The organism is Streptomyces sp. NPDC058985, from assembly GCF_042740985.1.
Taxonomy (GTDB): Bacteria; Actinomycetota; Actinomycetes; order Streptomycetales; family Streptomycetaceae; genus Streptomyces.
The window spans coordinates 76511-97471 of sequence record NZ_JBHYJX010000010.1 but is presented as its reverse complement, the minus strand read 5'-3'; the positions used below and the strand labels follow the sequence as shown (position 1 = coordinate 97471).

At 66.4% G+C, this 20961-nt stretch carries 15 protein-coding genes and 1 pseudogene; 11 read left to right on the top strand and 5 right to left on the bottom strand.

Annotated elements, in window-relative coordinates:
* Positions 1-703 precede the first annotated feature (703 nt).
* Positions 704-1576, top strand: a complete 873-nt coding sequence (locus tag ACFW01_RS12110; protein ID WP_376650204.1) for an RNA polymerase subunit sigma — start codon at positions 704-706, stop codon at positions 1574-1576.
* An 88-nt stretch (positions 1577-1664) separates the two neighbouring features.
* On the opposite strand, the gene ACFW01_RS12105 is transcribed toward ACFW01_RS12110, so the two are convergent.
* Positions 1665-2414, bottom strand: coding sequence for a sigma-70 family RNA polymerase sigma factor (locus tag ACFW01_RS12105; protein ID WP_376650203.1), 750 nt, complete (start codon positions 2412-2414; stop codon positions 1665-1667).
* A gap of 473 nt (positions 2415-2887) precedes the next feature.
* Here ACFW01_RS12105 and ACFW01_RS12100 point away from each other — a divergent pair, with 473 nt between their 5' ends.
* Both ACFW01_RS12100 and ACFW01_RS12095 read left to right on the top strand, forming a co-directional pair.
* Entirely contained in the window at positions 2888-3205 is a 318-nt protein-coding gene (locus tag ACFW01_RS12100; protein ID WP_384503274.1) for a hypothetical protein, read from the top strand.
* Between the two features lies 1 nt (position 3206).
* Positions 3207-4418, top strand: coding sequence for a PP2C family protein-serine/threonine phosphatase (locus tag ACFW01_RS12095; RefSeq protein WP_376650201.1), 1212 nt, complete (start codon positions 3207-3209; stop codon positions 4416-4418).
* Here the strand turns inward: ACFW01_RS12095 and ACFW01_RS12090 are convergent.
* Positions 4407-5336 (bottom strand): AraC family transcriptional regulator, encoded by a 930-nt coding sequence (locus tag ACFW01_RS12090; protein ID WP_376650200.1) that lies wholly within the window; start codon positions 5334-5336, stop codon positions 4407-4409. The genes ACFW01_RS12095 and ACFW01_RS12090 overlap by 12 nt on opposite strands.
* 208 nt (positions 5337-5544) lie before the next feature.
* Between ACFW01_RS12090 and ACFW01_RS12085 the strand changes: the two genes are divergently transcribed.
* From ACFW01_RS12085 to ACFW01_RS12065, 5 genes are all read left to right on the top strand, one after another.
* A complete protein-coding gene (locus ACFW01_RS12085; protein ID WP_376650211.1) occupies positions 5545-6420 on the top strand; it encodes an SDR family NAD(P)-dependent oxidoreductase in 876 nt (291 codons plus the stop codon).
* A 520-nt stretch (positions 6421-6940) separates the two neighbouring features.
* Complete coding sequence (locus ACFW01_RS12080; protein WP_376650199.1) at positions 6941-7993, top strand: hypothetical protein; 1053 nt, start codon at positions 6941-6943, stop codon at positions 7991-7993.
* Between the two features lie 416 nt (positions 7994-8409).
* A complete protein-coding gene (locus tag ACFW01_RS12075) occupies positions 8410-12159 on the top strand; it encodes an RICIN domain-containing protein (RefSeq protein ID WP_384503271.1) in 3750 nt (1249 codons plus the stop codon).
* A 202-nt stretch (positions 12160-12361) separates the two neighbouring features.
* Positions 12362-13711 carry an NAD(P)/FAD-dependent oxidoreductase gene (locus tag ACFW01_RS12070; protein WP_384503269.1) on the top strand — a complete coding sequence of 450 codons (1350 nt, stop codon included), beginning with the start codon at positions 12362-12364 and terminating at the stop codon, positions 13709-13711.
* Between the two features lie 75 nt (positions 13712-13786).
* On the top strand, positions 13787-14245 hold the full coding sequence (locus ACFW01_RS12065) for a MarR family winged helix-turn-helix transcriptional regulator (protein WP_376650197.1): 459 nt from the start codon (positions 13787-13789) through the stop codon (positions 14243-14245).
* A gap of 562 nt (positions 14246-14807) precedes the next feature.
* On the opposite strand, the gene ACFW01_RS12060 is transcribed toward ACFW01_RS12065, so the two are convergent.
* Positions 14808-15395 (bottom strand): TetR/AcrR family transcriptional regulator, encoded by a 588-nt coding sequence (locus tag ACFW01_RS12060; protein WP_376650196.1) that lies wholly within the window; start codon positions 15393-15395, stop codon positions 14808-14810.
* A 128-nt stretch (positions 15396-15523) separates the two neighbouring features.
* On the opposite strand from ACFW01_RS12060, the gene ACFW01_RS12055 reads away from it, so the two are divergent.
* Complete coding sequence (locus ACFW01_RS12055; protein ID WP_384503267.1) at positions 15524-16702, top strand: nitroreductase family protein; 1179 nt, start codon at positions 15524-15526, stop codon at positions 16700-16702.
* Between the two features lie 145 nt (positions 16703-16847).
* Here ACFW01_RS12055 and ACFW01_RS12050 read toward each other — a convergent pair.
* Together ACFW01_RS12050 and ACFW01_RS12045 are read right to left on the bottom strand one after the other, a co-directional pair.
* Positions 16848-17583, bottom strand: a pseudogene (locus ACFW01_RS12050) (IS5 family transposase).
* 44 nt (positions 17584-17627) lie between these two features.
* Positions 17628-18719, bottom strand: a complete 1092-nt coding sequence (locus ACFW01_RS12045) for an IS630 family transposase (RefSeq protein WP_384503265.1) — start codon at positions 18717-18719, stop codon at positions 17628-17630.
* A gap of 81 nt (positions 18720-18800) precedes the next feature.
* On the opposite strand from ACFW01_RS12045, the gene ACFW01_RS12040 reads away from it, so the two are divergent.
* A protein-coding gene (locus ACFW01_RS12040) for an IS5 family transposase (protein WP_384503391.1) occupies positions 18801-19660 on the top strand; the annotation gives its coding sequence in 2 pieces (ribosomal slippage) (positions 18801-19167 and positions 19167-19660; 861 coding nt in all).
* Positions 19661-20131: 471 nt separating this feature from the next.
* On the top strand, positions 20132-20923 hold the full coding sequence (locus ACFW01_RS12035; protein WP_383625420.1) for a DUF427 domain-containing protein: 792 nt from the start codon (positions 20132-20134) through the stop codon (positions 20921-20923).
* The last annotated feature ends 38 nt before the right edge of the window (positions 20924-20961 follow it).

Genomic DNA, 20961 nt, shown 5'->3' with positions numbered 1-20961 from the left:
CCGTTGACATGTCTGTTTCCCTTCCTCGCTGAACAGGTGCGCGTAGGCGCCACGCACACCACCGAGGAACTGACAGGGCAGCCGTGGGATCTGTGACAGGTTCCGCCGAAGCGACGACCGGCAGGCTGCAGCCAGCTGGTGGAGCAGCGCCCTTGCCCTCACTCAGCCGGCTGGGAGTGGAGGCCGCCGGAGCGCGCCGAGGCAAGGCATGGTTCGTGGTGGCTGAGGTGGGCGCCGTCCCGCGTGAGGTCCGCGATCAGCTTCAGCCCGTGCTGGCTCGAAGGAGGAGACCCTGGCTGGTGACCGGCCTCGGCCAGGGGATCGGATGTCGAGCGGAGTGGCTACGGCACCGGTCCGAGGAATAGCACAGAGCTGCGCAAGCTCGTGAGCCCGGGGCGACGAAGAGGTGTAAGGCAGGCTCACCCCGCGCCGGAACAGCGATGTCACAACATCTCCGTCCGCCCGGTCTAGCTGTCGAGCCGACAGAGGAGGCGAGTGCGACGTGAACCCATACTGTGACGAGTTATTCCTCACTGGAGCGATGGCACTCTGGCAGTTCCGTATGTCGGATGGAGGAGACAATGCATGCTGCCGTCGTGCCTAGGGGGAACTCTGTAGACCGCAGCACATTTGAACCAGACCGTCTGAATGACTGCCGCTCGGGCCGTGTGACGCGATGCCGGGGCGAGAGGAGGGAAGCCGCATGGACCATTCCGATGATGCGGTGCCGATTTCCGAGTTGCTCGATGAGCGGAAGCACCTGCTGGATGTCGCGTACTGGATGCTGGGCAGCAGTAGTGCGGCCGAGAGCGTGATCGACGAGACCTACCGGCAGTGGTACCAGCTGTCCGATGCCGAGCGGGCGGGCATCGTCGCTCCGCGAGCATGGCTGGCGAAGGCGGCCGGTGGCATCTGCCTGGCACGGTTGGCCATGCCGGAGCGCTCGGCCTCTGCGGGAGGCGGCCGGACGGCCGGGACCGCGGAGCCGAGCGCACTGGAGGAGGAGATCAGTGAGGTACTGCTCAATGCGCTGGACTCCCTCTCCCCGCAAGAGCGGGCGGCGTTCGTGCTCAACGGCGTCTTCGGTATGGAACCGGGCACAGTTGCCGACGTCGTGGGGCAGTCGGAGCCCGAGGTTGCCGAACTGACCCTGCGGGCTCGGGACAGTCTGCGTGCCCGCCGTGCGCGGCCCACGACCGCCGCGGAACACGACGCAGTGGCCGTTAGGATACGCCGGGCTTGTGTGACGCAGGACGAGGCGCTCCTGGCGTCACTGATGGCGCCCGATGTAACGGCGTTCTTCGACGGCGGTGGCAAGATCCGGGCAATGATCAAGCCGGTACACGGCACGGAGCGGGTCGCCCGCTGCCTCCTGGGGTTGCTGGACTCTGGCTCACGTACAACCCTACGGTCCCAGTCGGTCAACGGACGGACCGGTCTCGTGATGCGCTACGACCAACAAGTGGTCGCCGTCATCAGTCTTGACATCGCTGCTCACCGAGTCGTACAGGTATGGGTCGTCCTCAACCCTGACAAGCTCCGTTCCTGGAACCAGCCCTCTACTGCAAACCCGTGAACCGCACGCGTTGCCAGTGGCTCGACCGCCCGACGGATTTCCTCCCGGCGGGCGGTCCGACTGCTCCCCGCGTGGCCGTGCACGTGTCTCAGACTGTGGCGGCTGCCACGGGGTGGGAACACGAGCCGGCGAACCCGGCAGCTCCGTTCGGACTCAGGGTTCTGCGGGCGCGCCTACCGGCAGCGCGAGATCTGCCGCCGCCCTCGGACGTCCTGACGGCCTCAGGTATGAGAACGGCCTCCAGCCGGGCGGTGTTTCCTGTCCGGGCCGCCGACAGGAAGGCGTCGAGGAGCTGCCGGTGCTCCTCCGCTCCGACGGTCGCCTGCTGATCCGCACAAAGATGCTTGCGGGCTCTGCTCACGATCTTCCGGACGTTGACCAGGCTCACCTGGAGGATCTCTGCGATGTCGGCGTATGCGTAGTCGAACGCCTCACGCAGGACGTAAGCAGCCCGTTCCACGGGCGTCAGCTTCTGCAGTACCAGGAGCAGTGCGATCGCCAGGTCTTCCTCACGTTCCGCACCCAGTTCGAGATCGTTGCTCGTGTCGACGGGTTCGGGCAGCCACGGACCGATGTAGCTTTCCCGGCGAACCCGGGCCGACTGCGCCACGTTGAGGGCCAGCCGGGTCGTGGTGCTGGACAGGAACGCTATCGGACTGTTGACCGCTGAACGGTCGGTCTTCTGCCACCGTAGCCAGACTTCCTGTACCACGTCCTCGGCTTCGACCACACTGCCGAGCACGCGGTACGCGATGCCGAAGAGCCGCGGACGGAGCTCCACGAAGACAGAAACGGCCTCGTCCAAGGTGCTGTCCGCAGGGGACGTCTCGAGGTGCATGTCCTGCTGTCTCCGTTCCTCCGAGTGCTGCCGCTCAGCGGTGTGAGCACACGCAGACACCTCGGTCGGTGCTCTGCCGAAAGGTGGGATTGATGGGGGTCTGCCACTGAACGCCACGGTTGTGATGACCGCTTCCGCTTCATTGACCTGCCAGCGTGGGGTTCTGTGACAGGTTTGACCCACAAGATTCCTGACATGTCGCCGGGGTGACCGCTTCGATGTCACAACTTCAACCGTGATCCGGTCTTGAGGCTGGCCGGGACGTACCGGCTGGAAACCGGCCCTTTGGAGATGCAGGAATGAGAGATAGTGCCCGGATGGTCCGTATTGGGGTCGCTGATGTAGAGCGAGCTGCCTCCATGCACACCAGGTGCTCCACATACACCTTGTGGCGCCGCTACCACCGGCCCATGGGGGATCCCCGCTTGTACCTGCACACACTGTTGGGCCGCCCGGGTTCAGTCCATCTGGCCGTGCGGGACACCTCCAGCCGTTTCATCGCCATGGCGCACCTGATGCCGGATGGGGACCATGCTGAGGCGGCACTCCTCGTGGAGGACGCCTGGCAGAACAGCGGGTTCGGTACCCAGTTGCTGCACCGTCTTGGCAAGGACGCCATACGTGCCGACCTGCGCGAGCTCTACGGCCTGGTCCTGTCGGGCGACCCACGGATACCGGCCATTCTGCGCCACGCAGCGGTGCCGGTGCGCTGTGTCCAGGAGCTCGGCGTGACGACTGTCTGGGCGAGGACCCGCGACATCGCCACCGCAGTCCGACCGCGGAAGCCTTGATATGAGGAGCGTGTTCTCAGTCGGCGACGTGAGGTTCCCCGGCCCTCGTGGACTCGGCTCCACCCTGCTCCTGATTTCGGAGGACGAGGAAGAGGCGTCCGCTGTCCGGCGCATGCTGCCGCGCGAGCTCGCCGATGTCTGGATCTGGTGCAGAACGACTGCCGAGGCGGCGCCTCTCCTGGCCCTGCGCCGTGCGCCGATGTGCGTGCTCGTGGGCCGCTCCCACTCAGGAGTAAAGCCGGCAGAGGTCGCCGCCCGGGTTCGGCAACTCGCCTCAGACGTTCCGGTGGTGGTCGTCGCCCACGACGCCGTATCGGCCATGCCGCCTGCTGCGGTCTGGAGACCAGGCCCCGGCCGCCCGGACCCGGAACGTGCCGACCGCAGGACACTCGGCCAGACCGTCCGGCTGGCGATGGAGCGACAGCACATGGAGCGGTTCCGAGTGGAGACCGGCTCGGTTCTTTCCTATGACAGCATCTCGCTGGAGCGCGGCCTGCTGCCCGCGCCGACGCTTCGGGGCGACGGCTTCACTGCGGTCTCACGCTACGAGCCGGGCCGGTCCCACGCTCTCCTCAGCGGCGACTTCTACGACGTGGTCCAGACGGAGGACTCGAGGGTCCACGTCATTCTGGGTGACGTTTCCGGGCACGGACCCGCGGAGGCAGCCCTGGCCGTCCAGCTGCGGGTCGCCTGGCGGACGGCCGTCCTGTGCGGAACGACGCAGCTCGCACAGTTGGAAGTCCTCGAAAGGATCCTGACCGCAGAACGGTCGGACGACGACACGTACGCAACGGTTGTTTCGCTCGTGTTCCCGCCCGAAGCAACGTCGGCCACCGTGGTCAACGCAGGGCATCCCGGTATGCTCCACCGGCGGTCAGGACAAGTCCGATGGGTCGAACCGCCCCGGACCGGGATGGCCCTGGGGCTCTTCCCGGGGCTGGGGGACTGGTCGGTGACTGAGATGGAACTCGCGCCGCACGACAGCGTCGTCCTTTTCACCGATGGCCTCTTCGAAGGAAGGACCGAACGCTCCGCGAGGCTCGGCGAGGAGGGCCTCCTTCGACTGGCCACCCGGCACGCCCACCTGGGCTCACAGGAATTCGTCGACGCGCTGGTGGCCGGCGCCACGTCGATGGCGGCACCGTACGGAGGGCTGGTCGACGACGTGGCCGTCCTCCACCTGGGATGGAACCAGAACCCCTCACTGTCCTGACAGCCGGGCTGACCTGTGCTCGTTGCGGTACGCGCGCGGCGAGATGCCGGTGACCCGTCTGAAAGCGGAGCTGAGAGCGCTCTCCGATCCGTAACCGACGGCTCGCGCGATCGTGGCCAGTGTGTCGGTACCCCCGCGCAGGCGCTTGGAAGCCAGTTCGATGCGCCAATGAGTGAGGTAGTCCAGTGGCCCCTGGCCGACTGTGTCCTTGAACCGCGCCGCCAGGGTCGAACGGGAGACCGCGCCTGTCCGCGCCAACTCTGCAACGGTCCAGGGATGGCCGGGCGCGGTGTGCATCGACGTCAGAGCCGTGGCCACGACCGGGTCCGCGAGCCCGGCCGGCCAACCGGACAAGGCCTGCGGCGCGCGGGCGAAGTACAGGCGCAGTACGTGGACGAGCATGACAACCGCAAGATGCTGTGCCACCAGCGTCGACGCCATGGGGCGCTGCCGCAGCTCCTGGTCGATCTGTCCGAGCGCCCACTGGAGGGTGCCGGCTTCCTCGGAGCCGGCCGGTATGTGGATGACCGGGGGAAGCGTGTCGAGCAGGAGAGCATGCGCCCGGTCACCAAACGAGAAACGACCACCGACGAGGAGGACGTCCTCCCCCTCTCCGGTACGCGCGACGCCGTTCTCGGCGGCCGCAAACACCTGGCCGGCATCCACCGGCACCGCCTCGGCGTCGCTCGACAGCGTGAACGCGCGCGCCTGAGTGAGAAGGTAGCAATCTCCCTCGGCCAGCTGAACCGGCTCACCGGCGCCCTCCACGTCGAGGCGGCAGGAACCGCGGCGGACTGCGTTGAACTTCACGCCATCCGGAGCCTCGAAGTGCACCGCCCACCTGCCGCCGGCCACCAGGCTCGACGACAGGTGGCTTCGCGTGTCGAGAAGTGCGAGGACGTCTTCCAGCGGATCCATCAACACTCCGTTCTGGATGGTTGAGCAAGTTTTCTGGACTGTTCATTATAGAGACTCCGAAAGTGTCTTCGTATCTTGGTTGCGTGAGCATTGCCCGCCCAACAGAAAAGAACCGATCGTGAACCACGCGACTCGCCTCACCACTCCCTTCCATTCCCACGCCACCGCCACCGAGGTCCTCGACGGAGTAGACCTGGCCGGCCGGCGCATGATCGTCACCGGCGGTGCTTCCGGAATCGGTGTCGAGACGGTCCGGGCCCTGGCCGCCGCCGGTGCGGAGGTCACCGTCGCCACCCGCGATCCCGCGACGGCCGAACCCCTCGTCCGGGACTTCGCCGCCATGCCCGGGCCGGGCGCGGTGCGGGCGGAGGCGCTCGACCTCGCAGACCTCTCCTCGGTGGCCGCCTTCACCCGGGGATGGCAGGGGCCGCTCGATGTCCTCGTGGCCAACGCCGGCATCATGGCCCTCCCGCAACGGCACGTGACCGCCGAGGGCTGGGAACTCCAGCTGGCGACCAACTATCTCGGCCACTTCGCACTCGCCCTGGGACTGCACACCAACCTGCGCGCGGCCGGCGCCGCCCGCATCGTCGTCGTAAGCTCAGGCGCGCACCGCAACGCGGCGTTCGACTTCGAGGACCCGCACTTCGTACGTCGGCCGTACGACCGCTGGGCGGCCTACGCGCAGTCCAAGACCGCCGATGTCCTGTTCACCGTGGGCGCACGCCGGTGGGCCGCCGACGGCATTACCGCCAACGCACTCAACCCCGGCTGGATCAGCACCAACCTCCAGCGTCACATCGATGACGAGACCATGAAGGCCCTGGGTGCGATGGACGACGACGGGAAGATTATCGAGCAGCCCTACTACAAAACACCGGCCCAGGGCGCCGCGACCTCCGCGCTGCTGGCCGGGTCACCCCTGGTCAACGGTGTCACCGGGCGCTACTTCGAAGACAATCAGCAGGCGGAAACGGTCGCCACCGACGACGAGCAGCACGTGGGCGGTGTAGCCCCCCATGCTCTCGACCCGCAGGCCGCGGACCGTTTGTGGGAATACGCCAGCGAGACCATCGGTCAGTGACCAGGCATGGGCCGGTCCTCGCCGACCGGCCGGCGCATGCCCGTCCCGCACCGAACCGTAGAGGTCGTCCGAGGAGGGCGTTGCCCCCGTCAGACAGGTTCGACCCCGCCTGACGGGCTCTCCAGCCGGCCAGGGCCGACACGCCCTGAGGGGCTCGCAAGCCCCGGTAAGGGGCCATGTGATGACCACCACGTCACAACCGACATGCCTACATTGTCAACACTGTGACGGACCATCAGCAACCGTCGTGGCAACGGGGGCAGCAGACGCTGATGCGTGAGTGAGTGACTTCCCTGGCCGGTAGGTCACGGAGGTGCTGATGCCTGCGGCCGCCTCGCCGCCGTGGGCTCGGCACCGTTCTCGGCACTCGTGGCACGTAAGCAGCTGTGATCTGCGGTGGCCATCCATGTTCGCGAGGCCCTACGGAGGAAGAGTGCGCAACACATCGATGAGGTTCCGGTTGGCGGCAGTGGCGCTCGTAGCCGCGTCCGCCGCGGTCCCGGGAGCGGCTGTGCCCGCTATGGCCGGTGAAGCCTCGGTCGCGGCCGACGGCCCTTCGGCCGCGGTCTGGGGGTTTCCCGGCGAAGGCAGCGACTGGAAGCCGGTGACCTATGGGGGCGGGGCGATCACCAGTAGGTCCACCCCGGGCGAGGCACGCGACGAGCGCGGCAACATCCTGCACGCCTGGCGCGGCGCCAGCAACGACTACATCTACATTGCGTTGAACAACGGCCCTTCCTACCGGCTGCCCGCGGGGGCCGGCACGTTCGCGCAGACCTGGACACCGCCGAAGGTGATCTGGACCGACGACGGGGGCCGCGGGAACTTCAGGATCTTCCACACTGGTACGGAAGGCCACGTCTACCAGCACCGCGTCCAGCTCGACTCGAGCTACCAGCTGCCCGGCGACCTGCCCGACCCGACCAAGATCCCCAACGACACCCGAACAAGCGCCACCCTGCCCGTGGGGGCGGCCGCGCTGCCCAACAACTCGTTCATGCTCGCTTGGAACAGCCAGTCCAACGACGCCATCTGGACGACGTACTACAACGGTGAGGCCGCCACCTACACCTCGCCCCGCGTGATTCCGGGTGCGCTGAGCAAGGACGCGCCGGCGCTGGCCGCCCAGGTGGACACCGGAAACGACCCCGCACCCTGGAACCAGATCGTGCTGGCCTTCACCGGCACCGACAACAACATCTACGTGTCGCGGCAGAGGTACGGGACATCCACGTGGACGAACCCGTTCAAGGTGTACGCCTCGGGCACCTCCGGCTACACCAGAAGCGGTCCGTCCGTCGCGCTTTCCCGCAACGGATACGGCGTGATCAGCCTGACCGAGGACCGCGACAACACGATCGGCAGCTACATCATTTCGCGGGACGGTGGGTGGAGCGGGTACTACGAAGAGAACTCCTTCGCCAACACGTACGGCAAGACCCCGCTGGCCGTGATCGCCGGAACCCATCTCTACTACGTCATCAACGGCACGGGCGGGGGACAGAACGGCGTCCTGTGGAAGGAGGTCTACGACTTCGCGGCCATGCCCAAGCCCCCGGCTCCGCAGTGGTGATGGGGCCAGGGGACCGACTTCAGGCAGCCGGACGGAGCGCGTAGCAAAGCAGCCGCCCGACTACGAGGACGTGAGCCTTGACGGACGCGGGCGCAGACGACCTCAATCGCCTTCTGGCGAGAACGAGAGGACGCGGCCGCGCTGTCAGCTCCCCAGCACCGCACGGAGCCTCACTCTCCAGTGGCCCCTCCCCAGCGACTCACTGCCTCGAAGACACACCAGTCTCCGACAACGGTCGCCGGGTGTAGGGGCCACCCCCGTTTCCCCCGCGCAGACACGGATACAACGATGACGCTACATATCGAGGTTACGTGAAACACAGCCGAACAGCGACGAGTCTTCTGCCCGGCCTGCTGTTGTCCCTCCTGACTCCGGCATTCACTCCCGCGGCGTCGGCGCTTGCCCCCGCGGCACCCATGACCGCTCCCGCGCAGGCCGCGCCAACGGCTGGACCCGGAGCCAGCGGACCGGACCTGAGCCAGACGAACCGCACCGTCCCCCGCGCCGGCCTGCCCGACTGGTCGCGGACGGGATATCGCGGCGGCCTGGAGCTTCCGGGCAGCGGGGACCTGACCAGCGATGCCTCCTGCCGCATCACCAGGGACGAACTCGCCTCCACCTACAAGGTGATCGGGGACGACGGCGTCGACGACACCGCCGGGCTGCAGAAGGCGATCGACGACGTCAAGAGCAGGTGCTCCCCGAACGCGAACTTCCACCGGCTCTCACTCATCGAGTTGCCGTACGGGCGGGTCGACATATCCCGCCAGATCTACGTCGACGCCAACTTCCTGACCATCAAGGGCATGGGCTCCGACGACGGGGGCACGAAGGTGGTGTTCCGCCCCGACCTCAGCACACGCTACGACCAGACGGTCAACGGCCGCTGGGACCAGGAAAGCATGACGGCCGGCAACGCACCCGACATGGGCAACGGCGGCTGGATATGGCCGGGACGAGGGATGTTCCGGGTCCAGACCCGGGATGTGGCGGCACGGTACCAGGACGAATGGGAGGTGCTCCCGCCGCTTCCCGGTCGTAAGGACCTCTTCGAGGGCAGCGTCAACCAGCACTGGGTCTCCGGCTTCAAGCTGGCCTCACTGCCCGACGCTCCGGGCTTCTCGGGCCGCCGCGGCGCCAACGTGGTGCGGCTGGACCCGAAGGCCGACACGGACAAGTTCAAACTGGGCGGCTACGTCTGGGTGGGGGCGGCCAACAGCAAGAAGTTCTACGCACAGCAGGGCATCACCGACCCGAGCATGATCGAGGCGCTCCACATGCGTCAGCAGATGTTCCGGGTCACCCACATCGACGCCACCACCAAGACGATCACGCTGGACGAGCCGCTTGAATGGGACCTGCCGGTCAACTCCGAATCGGACGGCTCCGAACCGCTGAACGGCAGCGGCAATCCGTACCCCAGCAAGATCACCCCGCTGAAGACCGTCGAAGGAGTGGGGTTCGAGGACTTCGCCTTCACTCAGGACATGAACGGCCTGCCCAAGATCGGCGGCCAGGAGACCTACTCTCTGAGCCCCGACCAGGCCAAGAACAACTATGGCAACATGGCCCCGGAGTACGCGATGCACGGCATCGTGTTCAAGTGGGCCGCCAACAGCTGGGCGCGAGGGCTCAGGGCCACGATGACCGGCTCGCACCCGATCGTCACCGAGGTGGCGCGCAACCTGCAGATCGAGCGCAACAGCTTCGACGGTGCATGGAACAAGGGCAAGGGCGGCAACGGCTACTTGCGCGGCAGCCGGGTCTGGGACTCGCTGTGGGCCTACAACCTCAGCCGCAACCTGCGCCACTTCACCTTCCAGTGGTCGGCCAGCGGAAACGTCGCCTTCCGTAACGACCTCGACTCGGACCTGAACCTGCACGGCGGTTGGGAACACAGCAACCTGTTCGAGCAGAACACGGTACGCATTCCCTACGACCACCGTTCGGCGAGCTGCCAGACCAACTGCGGCGGGGAAGGCGGCGAGATCGACGACGGGACCTGGTACCCGGTCTGGTGGGCGGCCGGCCCCAAGGCCGGCAAATGGGCTGGTTCCTCCGGTCCGCAGAACGTTTTCTACAACAACACGTTGATCAAGCAGACCACCCCGAACGGGCCCTTCGAGCCGTACGCGCCGTACGGCACGCGGCCCGGTGTCGCGTTCCAGTTCGGCTCCGACGGCACGCACCCCGGCGAGTTCCTGCCTCTGAGCCAGGACGGCCAGGCGATTGCCGACTGGACCGGCCGGGAGACGCTGGACTTCCAGGGCCAGGGAGTGGCAACCCTCGACCTCGGTAAACAGCACTCGTTGTTCCTGCGCGACACCGGCGGCGAGATCGACCCCCGTGAACAGAACCGCCGCAAGGTGATCACTTGGAACATGCAGGGCGCAGGCACCACCAACGACGTCGGCGAGTACGAATCCAAGTACGACGCGGGAGTACTCGGCATGATGGAGCGATACCAGGCCGACATCGTGCTTCTGCAAGAAGCAGGCTCTCCGCCCGGAGGCGAAACAGGCGACAGATGGCTGGGACAGGAGCACGACATCCAGCAGACGCAGTTCAGCCGAGGGCTCGACTACGTGGGCAATCACATATACCCCCCGGTCCGGCAGTACCGCATCAGCGGGACGCGCAGCCGACCGGCGGCATATCTGTACTGGCTGCACACGGACACCTCCACCGTTGGGGTCAACCGCGTCAACCTGGCCATCGCAACCTCCAGGCCGGTCGACCAGGACGACGTCTATGTGGTGCAGGGAACCGCCGACAGGTACGGTGCCACGAGCCGGCCCGCGCTCGGCGTCCGCGTCGACGGCGTCGTCTACTTCACGGTGCACGGGTGGTCGGGGACCGGCAACGACGCCCCCGAACTGCTGGCCAACATCTGGACCCGGATGGCCACCGCAGGCCCCAACAACACGCCGCTGCCCTGGGTGGCGCTCGGCGACTACAATCGCCTCCCACATCCTGGCGCCCGGAACTCCCTGTACGACCGACTCGCCCAGGACGCACCTGGACAGTGGCAGGTGATGGCCCCGTCCCTCGGGCAGCCGACCCATCCGACCGTGCCGGACCCTGAACCCTATGTTCCGGACCCCTTGGATCCAGAGCCCGCGGAGCCGCTGACCACCACGCCGAGAGTCCTCGACTACGCGGTCGCCCCGTCCGGCGCCAACGCGCCCCAGGCCACCGGCATAGCCCGGGTCGACGAAGAAGTCAGGTCGGACCACTATCCCGTCCTGTTCGAGATCGGCAACCTGCCGGAACCCCCGAGCGACAGGCCGCGACCGGTGAAGAAGCTGCCGGCACGGGCTGTGCTCCGCAACGCCAAGACCACGAACGTGGCCACCTACGGCGGCTACACCTCCCAGGTCACCGACGAGCCCCTCAACCGGGCCGATGTACCGATGCAGACCTTCAGCCTGGATGCGGTACCCGAGTTCCCCGGCTACTACCGCCTGGTCGCCGTCGACGGCAACAGCTACCTGGGACAGCCGGACGGTGCCCGCGACGCGCGGATCGTACTGAACCCGAACGAAGAGACCGACCAGCTCTGGCGCCCCGTTGACCAGGGCGACGGCACATGGATCCTGGAGAACATGGTCAGCCACCAGTTGCTCACCTCTCTGAACAGCGGTGAGGCTCTGATGGCTCGCGACTTCGACAACTCGGGCTCCCAGCGTTGGTTCCTCCAGGACCCCGCCACCGAGGCGACGAGAGTCGACGAGATCCTCCTCAAGGAGTCCACCCCACCCCTGATGATGACCGTGGCGGACGGCCGCACCGAAGAGGACACCTCGGTGGACGTGCGCTACGACACCGAGGAGGGAAACGAAGGGTTCATCACGATCTACGCGGACAAAACCGGCGATGACCACTGCTATTACCTGGCCTACGGCGGCAAGTACGTCAACGCGACGGCGACTCAGACACTGCCGCAGGACGGCAACAGGGTCACGCTGAATACCTTCCGCCCCAACGACGACGGCTATCTGTGGTGTGCCACGTTCAACGAGACGACGATGTTCTTGAGTAACCACACCGCACCCGACGAGCGTCTGTACTTGGACGCTCACGGCGAGAACCAGCCGTTGACACTCCACACATACACCCCCGGGCTCCCAGTGGATCTCTGGGCCTTCGATCCAGTCACACAGTGACGGACAGGCCACAGTCGGCGTGACGACGGCAGCCGCCAGGCCATCATGTACTGGCTCTGCCCCACCAGTCACATGAAGTGACTGCGCGCCCGGCTCCCAAGGGAGCCGGGCGCGCACACTTTCGCACGCCGTGTGAAGGCGGTGTCACAGCAGGCGGTTCTGACCGGTCAGTGGTGTGAAGCCGAGAAGAACTGAGGACACCGTGCGTGAGATCCTTATCGTGGGCGGCGGCTACGCGGGCTTCTACACCGCGTGGGGCCTGGAGAAGAAGCTGCGCCGGGGCGAGGCGCACGTCACCGTCGTCGACCCGCGTCCCTACATGACATACCAGCCGTTTCTGCCGGAGGTCGTGGCGGGCTCCGTGGAAGCCCGCCACGCCGCAGTGTCCCTCCGCCGGCACCTGCACCGCACCCGCCTGATCGCGGGATCCGTCACAGAGATCCGTAACCGTGACCGCACAGTCACGGTACGCCCGGAGAGCGGGCCGGACTACCAACTGACCTACGACATCCTTGTCATCACGGCAGGCGCGATCACCCGCACCTTTCCCATTCCGGGCATCAGCGACCAGGCCTTCGGCCTGAAGCACGTCGAGGAGGCGGTGGCCATCCGTGACCGGCTGCTGACTTCGTTCGACCGGGCGGCGACCCTGCCTAAGGGACCCGAACGCAAGAGGCTCCTGACCGCCACCTTCGTAGGCGGGGGCTTCTCGGGTGTTGAGGGCTTCGGCGAAGCGTTGTCCCTGGCTGCCGCACTGCTGAAGCACTACCCGGAGGTCAGTGCCCAGGAACTCGAATTCCACCTGGTCGAGGCACGGGGCCGGATCCTGCCCGAGGTCACTGACCAGCCGGGCGAGTGGGTGGTCCAGTCCCTGCAGAAGCGAGGTGCGCAGGTGCACCTCAACACCCAGCTCATCTCTGCCCAGGACGGACATGTCGTGCTCTCGGATGGGACGGAGTACGACTCCGGCCTGATCGTGTGGGCCGCAGGCAACGCGGCGAACCCCGTGGTGCACAACCACACGGATCTCCCAGTGGACGAACGGGGACTGCTCGTCGCACGGCCCGACCTGCGCGTCGGAACGGAGACGGACGCGGTGCCGGACGTCTGGGCCGCCGGCGACGACGCATCCGTGCCCGACCTTGCCGCAGGTCAGCCGGGAGCGCGGACGGTCCCCAACGCCCAGCACGCGGTACGACAGGGCAAACGCCTTGCGAAGAACATCCTGGCGTCACTGCGCGGAAGGCCCACCAAGGACTACGTTCACCACAGCCTGGGAGTGGTGGCCACCCTCGGCCTGGGCAGGGGCATCTTCCAGTATCGGCGTCTTGTCATCAAGGGCTTCCCAGCCTGGCTCATGCACCGCGGCTATCACGTGCTCGCCGTTCCGTCGTGGGAACGCAAGGTACGCGTGTTCGCAGTATGGGCCACCGCCGCCCTCTACGGCCGGGACGTCGTCTCCCTGGTCTCGGTGCAGCACCCTCGGGAGGCATTCCTGACCAAGGGCGACCCACACCGAGGCGAACAGCCGACCAGCGCTCCCGTCCGATGAACTGGTTCCCTTCGTTTACCGCAGAGTTCCGGTGTCGGCCGTCCGGAACCCTGTTCGGCGCTCCAAGGAACCATCATGAGTGAAGACGCATCCTTGATCACACGCTGGAGCGCGCTCGACCGGCTCCACCGCCGGATCGACGCCACCGTCGAACGGCGCCTTCACCAGCGGCTCGGTCTGGGCGTCAGCGAGTTTCGCGCACTGACGGCTCTGGACAGCGGCGAGGCCGAGGCCCGGACGCTGCAACTCCGGGACCTGGCCACGCAGGTCGGCCTGAGCCAATCCGCAACAAGCCGTCTGGTGATCCGGTTGCGGGATCGGGGCCTCATCACCACGAGCACTCCCGCGCACGACCACCGCGGCGTCGAACTCCGGCTTACCACCGTCGCACAGAAGGTGCTGCGGGTCGGTACGCCGGTGCTCACCGACGCCGTTTGTGACGCGGTGCGAGACCTTGCCGAGAAGGACACCGACCGGGCCCTGCTGCGCTACCTCAAGGAGGGCCCCGGCCATGGGGGCGACGCGCAGAGGTGAATTCGACCTTGCCGCAAGACGCCGTCAGCACGTCATCCCCGAGCCGAAGCCCAGCTCCCGGGGCAGGTACTCTCACTGGATGCCGGTGTGCAGGACGAAAGGAATCCCGCACAGCGCCTGCCGGTCCGGCACCCGCGGCCGGCCCTCGACCCCCTTCGGACCCAGCTTCGGCAACAACGCCGCGGGCCACGGAGATCGTAATGACCGCCGAGGAACTGTCAGAGCTGGAGGCTGCGGTTCAGCCCGGCGCCGTCAGCTACACGCCGCAGCAACTGGCCTCACCCGGACCGCTGAGCCAGCGGCCTGGGCGACCGCCGTCCCGGCGTCCGCCAGTACGGATCCAGCCGCACCGGCCGGCCTCCACAGCAAGGTGAACCCGCTCCAGGCCGGGGCGCCACTGGGTGACCAGGCCAGGGCACCCCGTTCGAGGTGTGGGGCAGCCTGTGATGCCAACTCCTTATTCGGACTCACCAGGACGGCCCACTCCACGGTCAACTCGGTCCGTGGGGTTCTGACCAGTGCTTGCGATGTGGGGGTCTCTCGCCGCGCACCCTTCGAAATTTCACGCGTGCCCCTCTTCGGCCGCGCCCTTCCCGCGGTGGCCGTTGAGGAAGGCGGCGACGGCGGCGTCCAGGTCGCTGTCGCACGCGGTCACGGCGTACCCGGCCCGGTCCCAGAGCCCCGACGCCATCAGGGGCGCGATCAGCGTCAGCACCATGTGCATCGGATCGCCGGGAGCAATACGCCCTTGCTCTTGATGCGCCTTGATCACCTGTGCTGCGCTGCGCATGTTCGGCATGAGGGCCTCCATCGCGTCGCGCAGTTCGGGGTGGCGCGATACGTCGGTGAGGAGGCTGAGAATCGCGGCACCGTACTGCTCAACCGACTCGGCGTAGGCACGAGCCATGGCGACGAGGTCGGCGACCACGTCATCCGTGACCGTTAGCCGGGCGAATGACGAACGAGCCAGCGTGTGCGTGAGAGCCCTGTTGAGCAGGGCTGCCTTGCCACCGTAGCGGCGGAACAGTGTTGCCTCATTCACTCCGGATCTTCGCGCGATCTCCTGAGTGGTGCAGGCCGAGTACCCGCGCTCGGCGAAGACGGTGACGGTGGTCTCGAACAGCCTGTCCACGTCGATCTGCTTGGGCATATGTCTCCAGGTCGCCGCCTCTGCGGGGATTCTAGCCCCCGTCTATTGCAAGTGTTCACTTGCAATAGACGGGGCTGCGTGTCTAGCGTGCGGATGCGATGCGTCACAGGACTGACCGAAGGGGCTTCATGACTCATCTGCGACTGGGGCAACGGGCCAACCGCGGACTGCCTCCCCACAATCGCCGACACGGCTTCCTGAAACGGACCAAGCTGAGACTGCAGTTCACGGGATGGTTGCAGTACATCCCCACGGCTGCGGCCGCGGTCCTCCTTCTGGCCGCTGCGCTCGCGGGAAGCTGGATCGGAATCTGGCAGGTCCTGCTGGTCCGGCTACCGTTGGGCATCGGCATCCTGTTGCTCGGCGCACTCTTGGTCGATCTGGTCACCCTCAAGCTGGGAGTGCGGCCCTTCGAACCGGTGCCCCGTCGCCTTGACGAACTCGACACCTTCGGTGTCATGCACAAACGGCGGTCCTGCCGGTCCTTCCAGAACCGCGACCTGACCGTGTCGGACCGGGAGGAGCTGATGCGCGCGGTCCACCGGCACACTCGACCGACGCATCTGATCGGCACCCGGCCGATCCGGCTGGAATATGTCGCCGCTCCTCTCAAGGTGTGGCCGACCGTAGGGGCACGCGAGTTCATTGTCGCCGTCGCTCCGCGCACCTACGACCGCCTGTCGGTCATCGACGTGGGCAGAAGCCTGCACAAGGTGGTTCTGCACGCCACCCGGATGGGCGTGGCAACGTGCTGGATCGGAGCAGGCGCCGACCAGACCAGCGTCGTCTCCCATCTGGGAGGCCGATTCGATCCTGCGGAGGAGCACGTCATCTGCGTCTGCGCCGTGGGCTACCGATCGAGATTCAAACCGATTGTGGTCCGAGCCATCGAGTTGGTACAACATCGGCGGTTGCCTTTGGCGTCGCTCTTCTTCGCTTCCCCCAGCTTCGACACGCCACTCAAGGTTGACCGACCACCCTTCTCGCCCTTCAGGCGGTGCTACGAGGCGTGCCGGTGGTCGCCCTCCTCCCTCAACACCCAGACCACCCGATGCATCGGGACAACGGATGACAGTGGCCGAGCCATGGCACGATTCGACTTCTGCACCACCACAGCATCCCGCTACTACGCCCCCCTGGGTCTGGGTATCTGGTGTGCGAACTGGGAAGTCGGCTGCGAAGCCCTCGGGCTGCCCGGGCACCTGCGGGTACTCACATCGGACGAACAAGGGGAGCTCGACACTCCGGAACCGCCCGGTTATGGCGTGAGTTGGATCGCTGACCCGCTCGGAGCCTCTACTGCGTGACACTTTCCCAAATGGGGCGAGCGCCCGAGGTCGGAGCACGCCTGCGTCAACGCGTACGCCACGCCACTTCATGTGCGTCCATCCACCCACCATGCCCAGGAACAGCCGAACCTCAGACCTAACGGAGGCCTACTAGAGTCCGTCTTCAAACGGATCTTGCCCAGAGCAGGAACGATGCGAGAGTGACCGCCGCTTCGTAGGAAGTGCGGTCTTCTCGTATCTGGTGGCGATCCCGCGGAAGCCCTTGAGCCGGTTGAAGCAGCGCTCGATCATGTTGCGCCGCCGGTAGGTTTCCCGCTCGAACCCTGGCGGTCGGCCGCCGTGGCCTCCGCGCCTCAGCCGGTGCCGTCGCTGATCGGTCTTCTCGGAGATGATGTGCGCAATGCCGCGTCTTCGCAGGTAGACACGGAAGCCTCGGGAGCTGTAAGTCTTGTCTGCGATGACCTGGCCGGGCCTGTACCGAGGTCGGCCCGGGCCGGTGCCGGGAGCACAGATCCGTTCCAGCAGAGGGCGTGCGCAGACACTGTCGTGGCGTTGGCCGGGAGTCGCCAGAATCGCGAGCGGACGGTCCTTGCCGTCGCAGGCGAGGTGAATCTTGGTCGTCATGCCACCTCGGGACCGGACGAGGGCGTGATCGTCCGGTTCGTCCTGCCGATGCCCCCCTTTGCGGCCGGTGGCGGCGCGTGCTGGTGGGCGCGGACGATGGTGGAGTCAATCTGGACCAGCCAGTCGACGTCGCCGGCCGCGTCGGCCTGGGCTTGGATCTGCTGCAGGGCCCGTGACGACTGCCGGTCCTCCACGCGGGGCCGCATCGCGGCCCGGGGTATCGGCGGAGCGAGTAACTCCCACTCCTGATCAGTAAGTTCATGACGACGTACCACGACACCATGCTCTGCCAGCTGGATGATCTTTGAAGACGGGGACCCTAGTGATCTGAGTCAGAGATTCGTCGGCAGTAGGCGGCGACTTTCTCGAGGATCTCGTCGGCGGTCTTCGTCCAGACGAAGGGCCTGGGGTGCTCGTTCCAGTCGGCGAGCCAGGACCGGATGTCGCGTTCGAGGGCCTGGACCGAGCGGTGGACGCCTCGCTTGAGTTTCTTCTGCGTGAGTTCGGCGAACCACCGCTCGACCAGGTTCAGCCAGGACGCGCTGGTCGGCGTGAAGTGCAGGTGGAACCGGGGGTGGGCCAGCAGCCACTTCTTGATGTCGGGTGTCTTGTGGGTCGCGTAGTTGTCCAGGATGAGGTGAACGTCGAGGTCCTCGGGGACTTCTCTGTCGAGTTTGGCGAGGAACTTCTTGAACTCTGCCGCTCGGTGGCGGCGGTGCAGGGAGCCGATGACCTTGCCGGTGGCGACTTCAAGGGCGGCGAAGAGCGTCGTGGTGCCGGCCCGGACGTAGTCATGACTGCGGCGTTCAGAAACGCCTGGCACCATCGGCAGGACCGGCTGGGACCGGTCCAGTGCCTGGATCTGCGACTTCTCGTCCACGCAGAGCACCAGGGCCTTCTCCGGCGGATCGAGGTAGAGGCCGACGACGTCGCGGACCTTGTCGATGAACAGCGGGTCGGTGGACAGCTTGAACGTCTGCGAGCGGTGCGGGGCCAGGGCGAATGCCCGCCAGATCCGCGAGATCGTCGACTGCGACATCCCTGTGGCGGCCGCCATCGATCTGGTCGACCAGTGGGTGGCGTTCTTCGGGGTTTCCTCGAGCGTCTTGACGATGACCTGCTCGACGTCCGCGTCGGTGATCTTCCGCGGGACGCCGGGCCGCGGGTCGTCACACAGGCCGTCCAGACCCCGTTCCAGGAAGCGACGCCGCCAGGTGCGGACCGTGTCCGGAGTGACCCGTAACCGGCGGGACACTTCCATGATCGAGTGTCCCTCGGCGCACTCCAGCACAATCCGCGACCGCTGGGCAAGAGCCTGGGCCGTCGTCCGACGACGGACCCAGCCCTCCAACGCAGCCCGTTGGGCATCAGTCACTGACAACGGCGGAATCTTCGGACCCGGACGACTCATGCCCAACCAACGACAAATCTTCGACTCAGGTCACTAGGGTCCGTCTTCAAAGATCACGGGGGGGTGGATCATGGTGGGGTGATACGCCGACATGAACTCACAGATACGGAATGGGAGTTACTCGCTCCACTGATACCGCGGGCCGCCACGGGACGCCCGCGTGTGTCGGACCGGCAGGTCATCAACGGGATGGTCTACAAGATCCGCACCGGTATCTCCTGGCGTGACCTGCCGGAACGCTACGGGCCGTGGAAGACGGTCTACACCCGCTTCCGCCGCTACGCCCTGGACGGCGTGTTCGCCCGAGCGCTTCAGCAGGTCCAAGCCGAAGCGGACGCGGCCGGCGACATCGACTGGCTCGTCCAGATCGACTCCACCATCGTCCGTGCCCACCAGCACGCTGCCGCCACCGGCCGAAAAGGGGGAACCACCGGCCGGACGAACCGGACGATCACGCCCTCGGCCGATCCCGAGGCGGACTGACCACCAAAATTCACCTCGCCTGCGACGGCCGCGGTCGGCCCCTCGCCATCCTGCTGACACCCGGCCAACGGCACGACAGTATCTGCGCACGCCCGCTCCTCGAACGCATCTACGTCCCGCGAACCGGCGTCGGACGACCACGCTGCAGGCCCGACCAGGTCATCGCGGACAAGGCCTACAGCTCCCGCGGCTTCCGCGCCTACCTGCGCAAACGCGGCATCGCACACACCATCCCGGAGAAGACCGACCAGCAACGGCACCGACACAACCGCGGACGCCACGGCGGCCGACCACCAACATTCGACCGGCACCTCTACCGTCGCCGCAACGTCGTTGAGCGCTGCTTCAACCGCCTCAAGGGCTTCCGCGGCATCGCCACCCGATACGACAAGACCGCCACTTCCTACGAAGCAGCGGTCAACCTCGCCTCATTCCTGCTCTGGGCAAGATCCGTTTGAAGACGGACCCTAGTAGTGGGGACATACGCCCGGCGGTGAGCTGGCCCCGGTAATCTCGCGGTTGTCTCGTGGCCTGCGCAGTGTGATGCATGTGAGCCGAGGCTTCCCACCATACTGGCGTCCTGCACTGCCGTTCATGTCACACCGAGAGTCGGAGGCTGGTCACCGCAGACAACCTCCATGAACTCCAGCCGGTCGGACAAGCACGCCCCGCGGACCACTTCGGCGCCCTGAAGGCGCGCTGTGCCGCACATGGACCGAGGCTGGAAAGGTACGCGTGGATTGCATGAAGGTGTTGACACCGTTCGAAGTTGGCGTGATCCCGACCTCGCGTGACACTGTTGAGGATCGGTTTCGGGGGCCCGCCAGGTACAGCCGATAACATCGAGCCGTGAGGCATGACCGTGGGCCCCGGGGCTTTGTACCGGACAGAGCGACCACACAGCCGTCGAATCGATCAAGGTGATCACCATGGCAACCGAGAGTGTCCAGTACCCGAGCCTGATCGTGCCGGTCGGACATGTCGAACCCGCACCGCGCCGTATCCGGGGCATGATTGGCGGCCGTGTCGTCTTTGACACCCGACGGGCGCTGTACGTGTGGGAGTGGCAGGCTTACCCGCAGTACAGCATTCCGGTCGAGGATCTGGTGGACGGTGTGCTTCACGATGACGAGCACACGGAGCAACTCGGTGCCGGCCCTGCACACCGGCACACCCTCCAGGTCGGCTCGGAGATCCGCCCGGGTGCGGCCTGGGTCTGGGGTGAAGGCGCTCCGCGGTCTCTGCACGACACCGTACGCTTTGAGTGGGAGGCAGTGGACTCCTGGCTCGAGGAGGCCGAGCCGATCTTCGTCCACCCCAGGAGCCCCTATTCTCGCGTGGACGCCGTGCGCTCGGACAGCAGCGTCCGCGTGGAGGTAGACGGTGTCGTGCTGGCCGAGGCCCCCGGGTGCGTGAAGCTGTTCGAGACGGGGCTCCCGACCCGCTACTACCTCGATCGCACGCACATCAACTGGAGCCGGCTGCGGCACTCGGGCACGGTGACCCGATGCCCGTACAAGGGGACGACAAGCAGCTACTGGTCCTTCGACAGCGACATTGCCACTCACGAGGATGTCGCCTGGACCTATGACTTTCCGACCATCCACGCCAACCGCATCGCCGGGATGACTGCGTTCTACAATGAGCACGTCGACCTGTACATCGACGGCTCCCTGCTGCCGAAATCAGCCGACCCCACCCGGGTGGTCTCCTCCGAGTAAAACAAGAGCGGTGTGCCCGGGCAGGATGCGGGGATCTT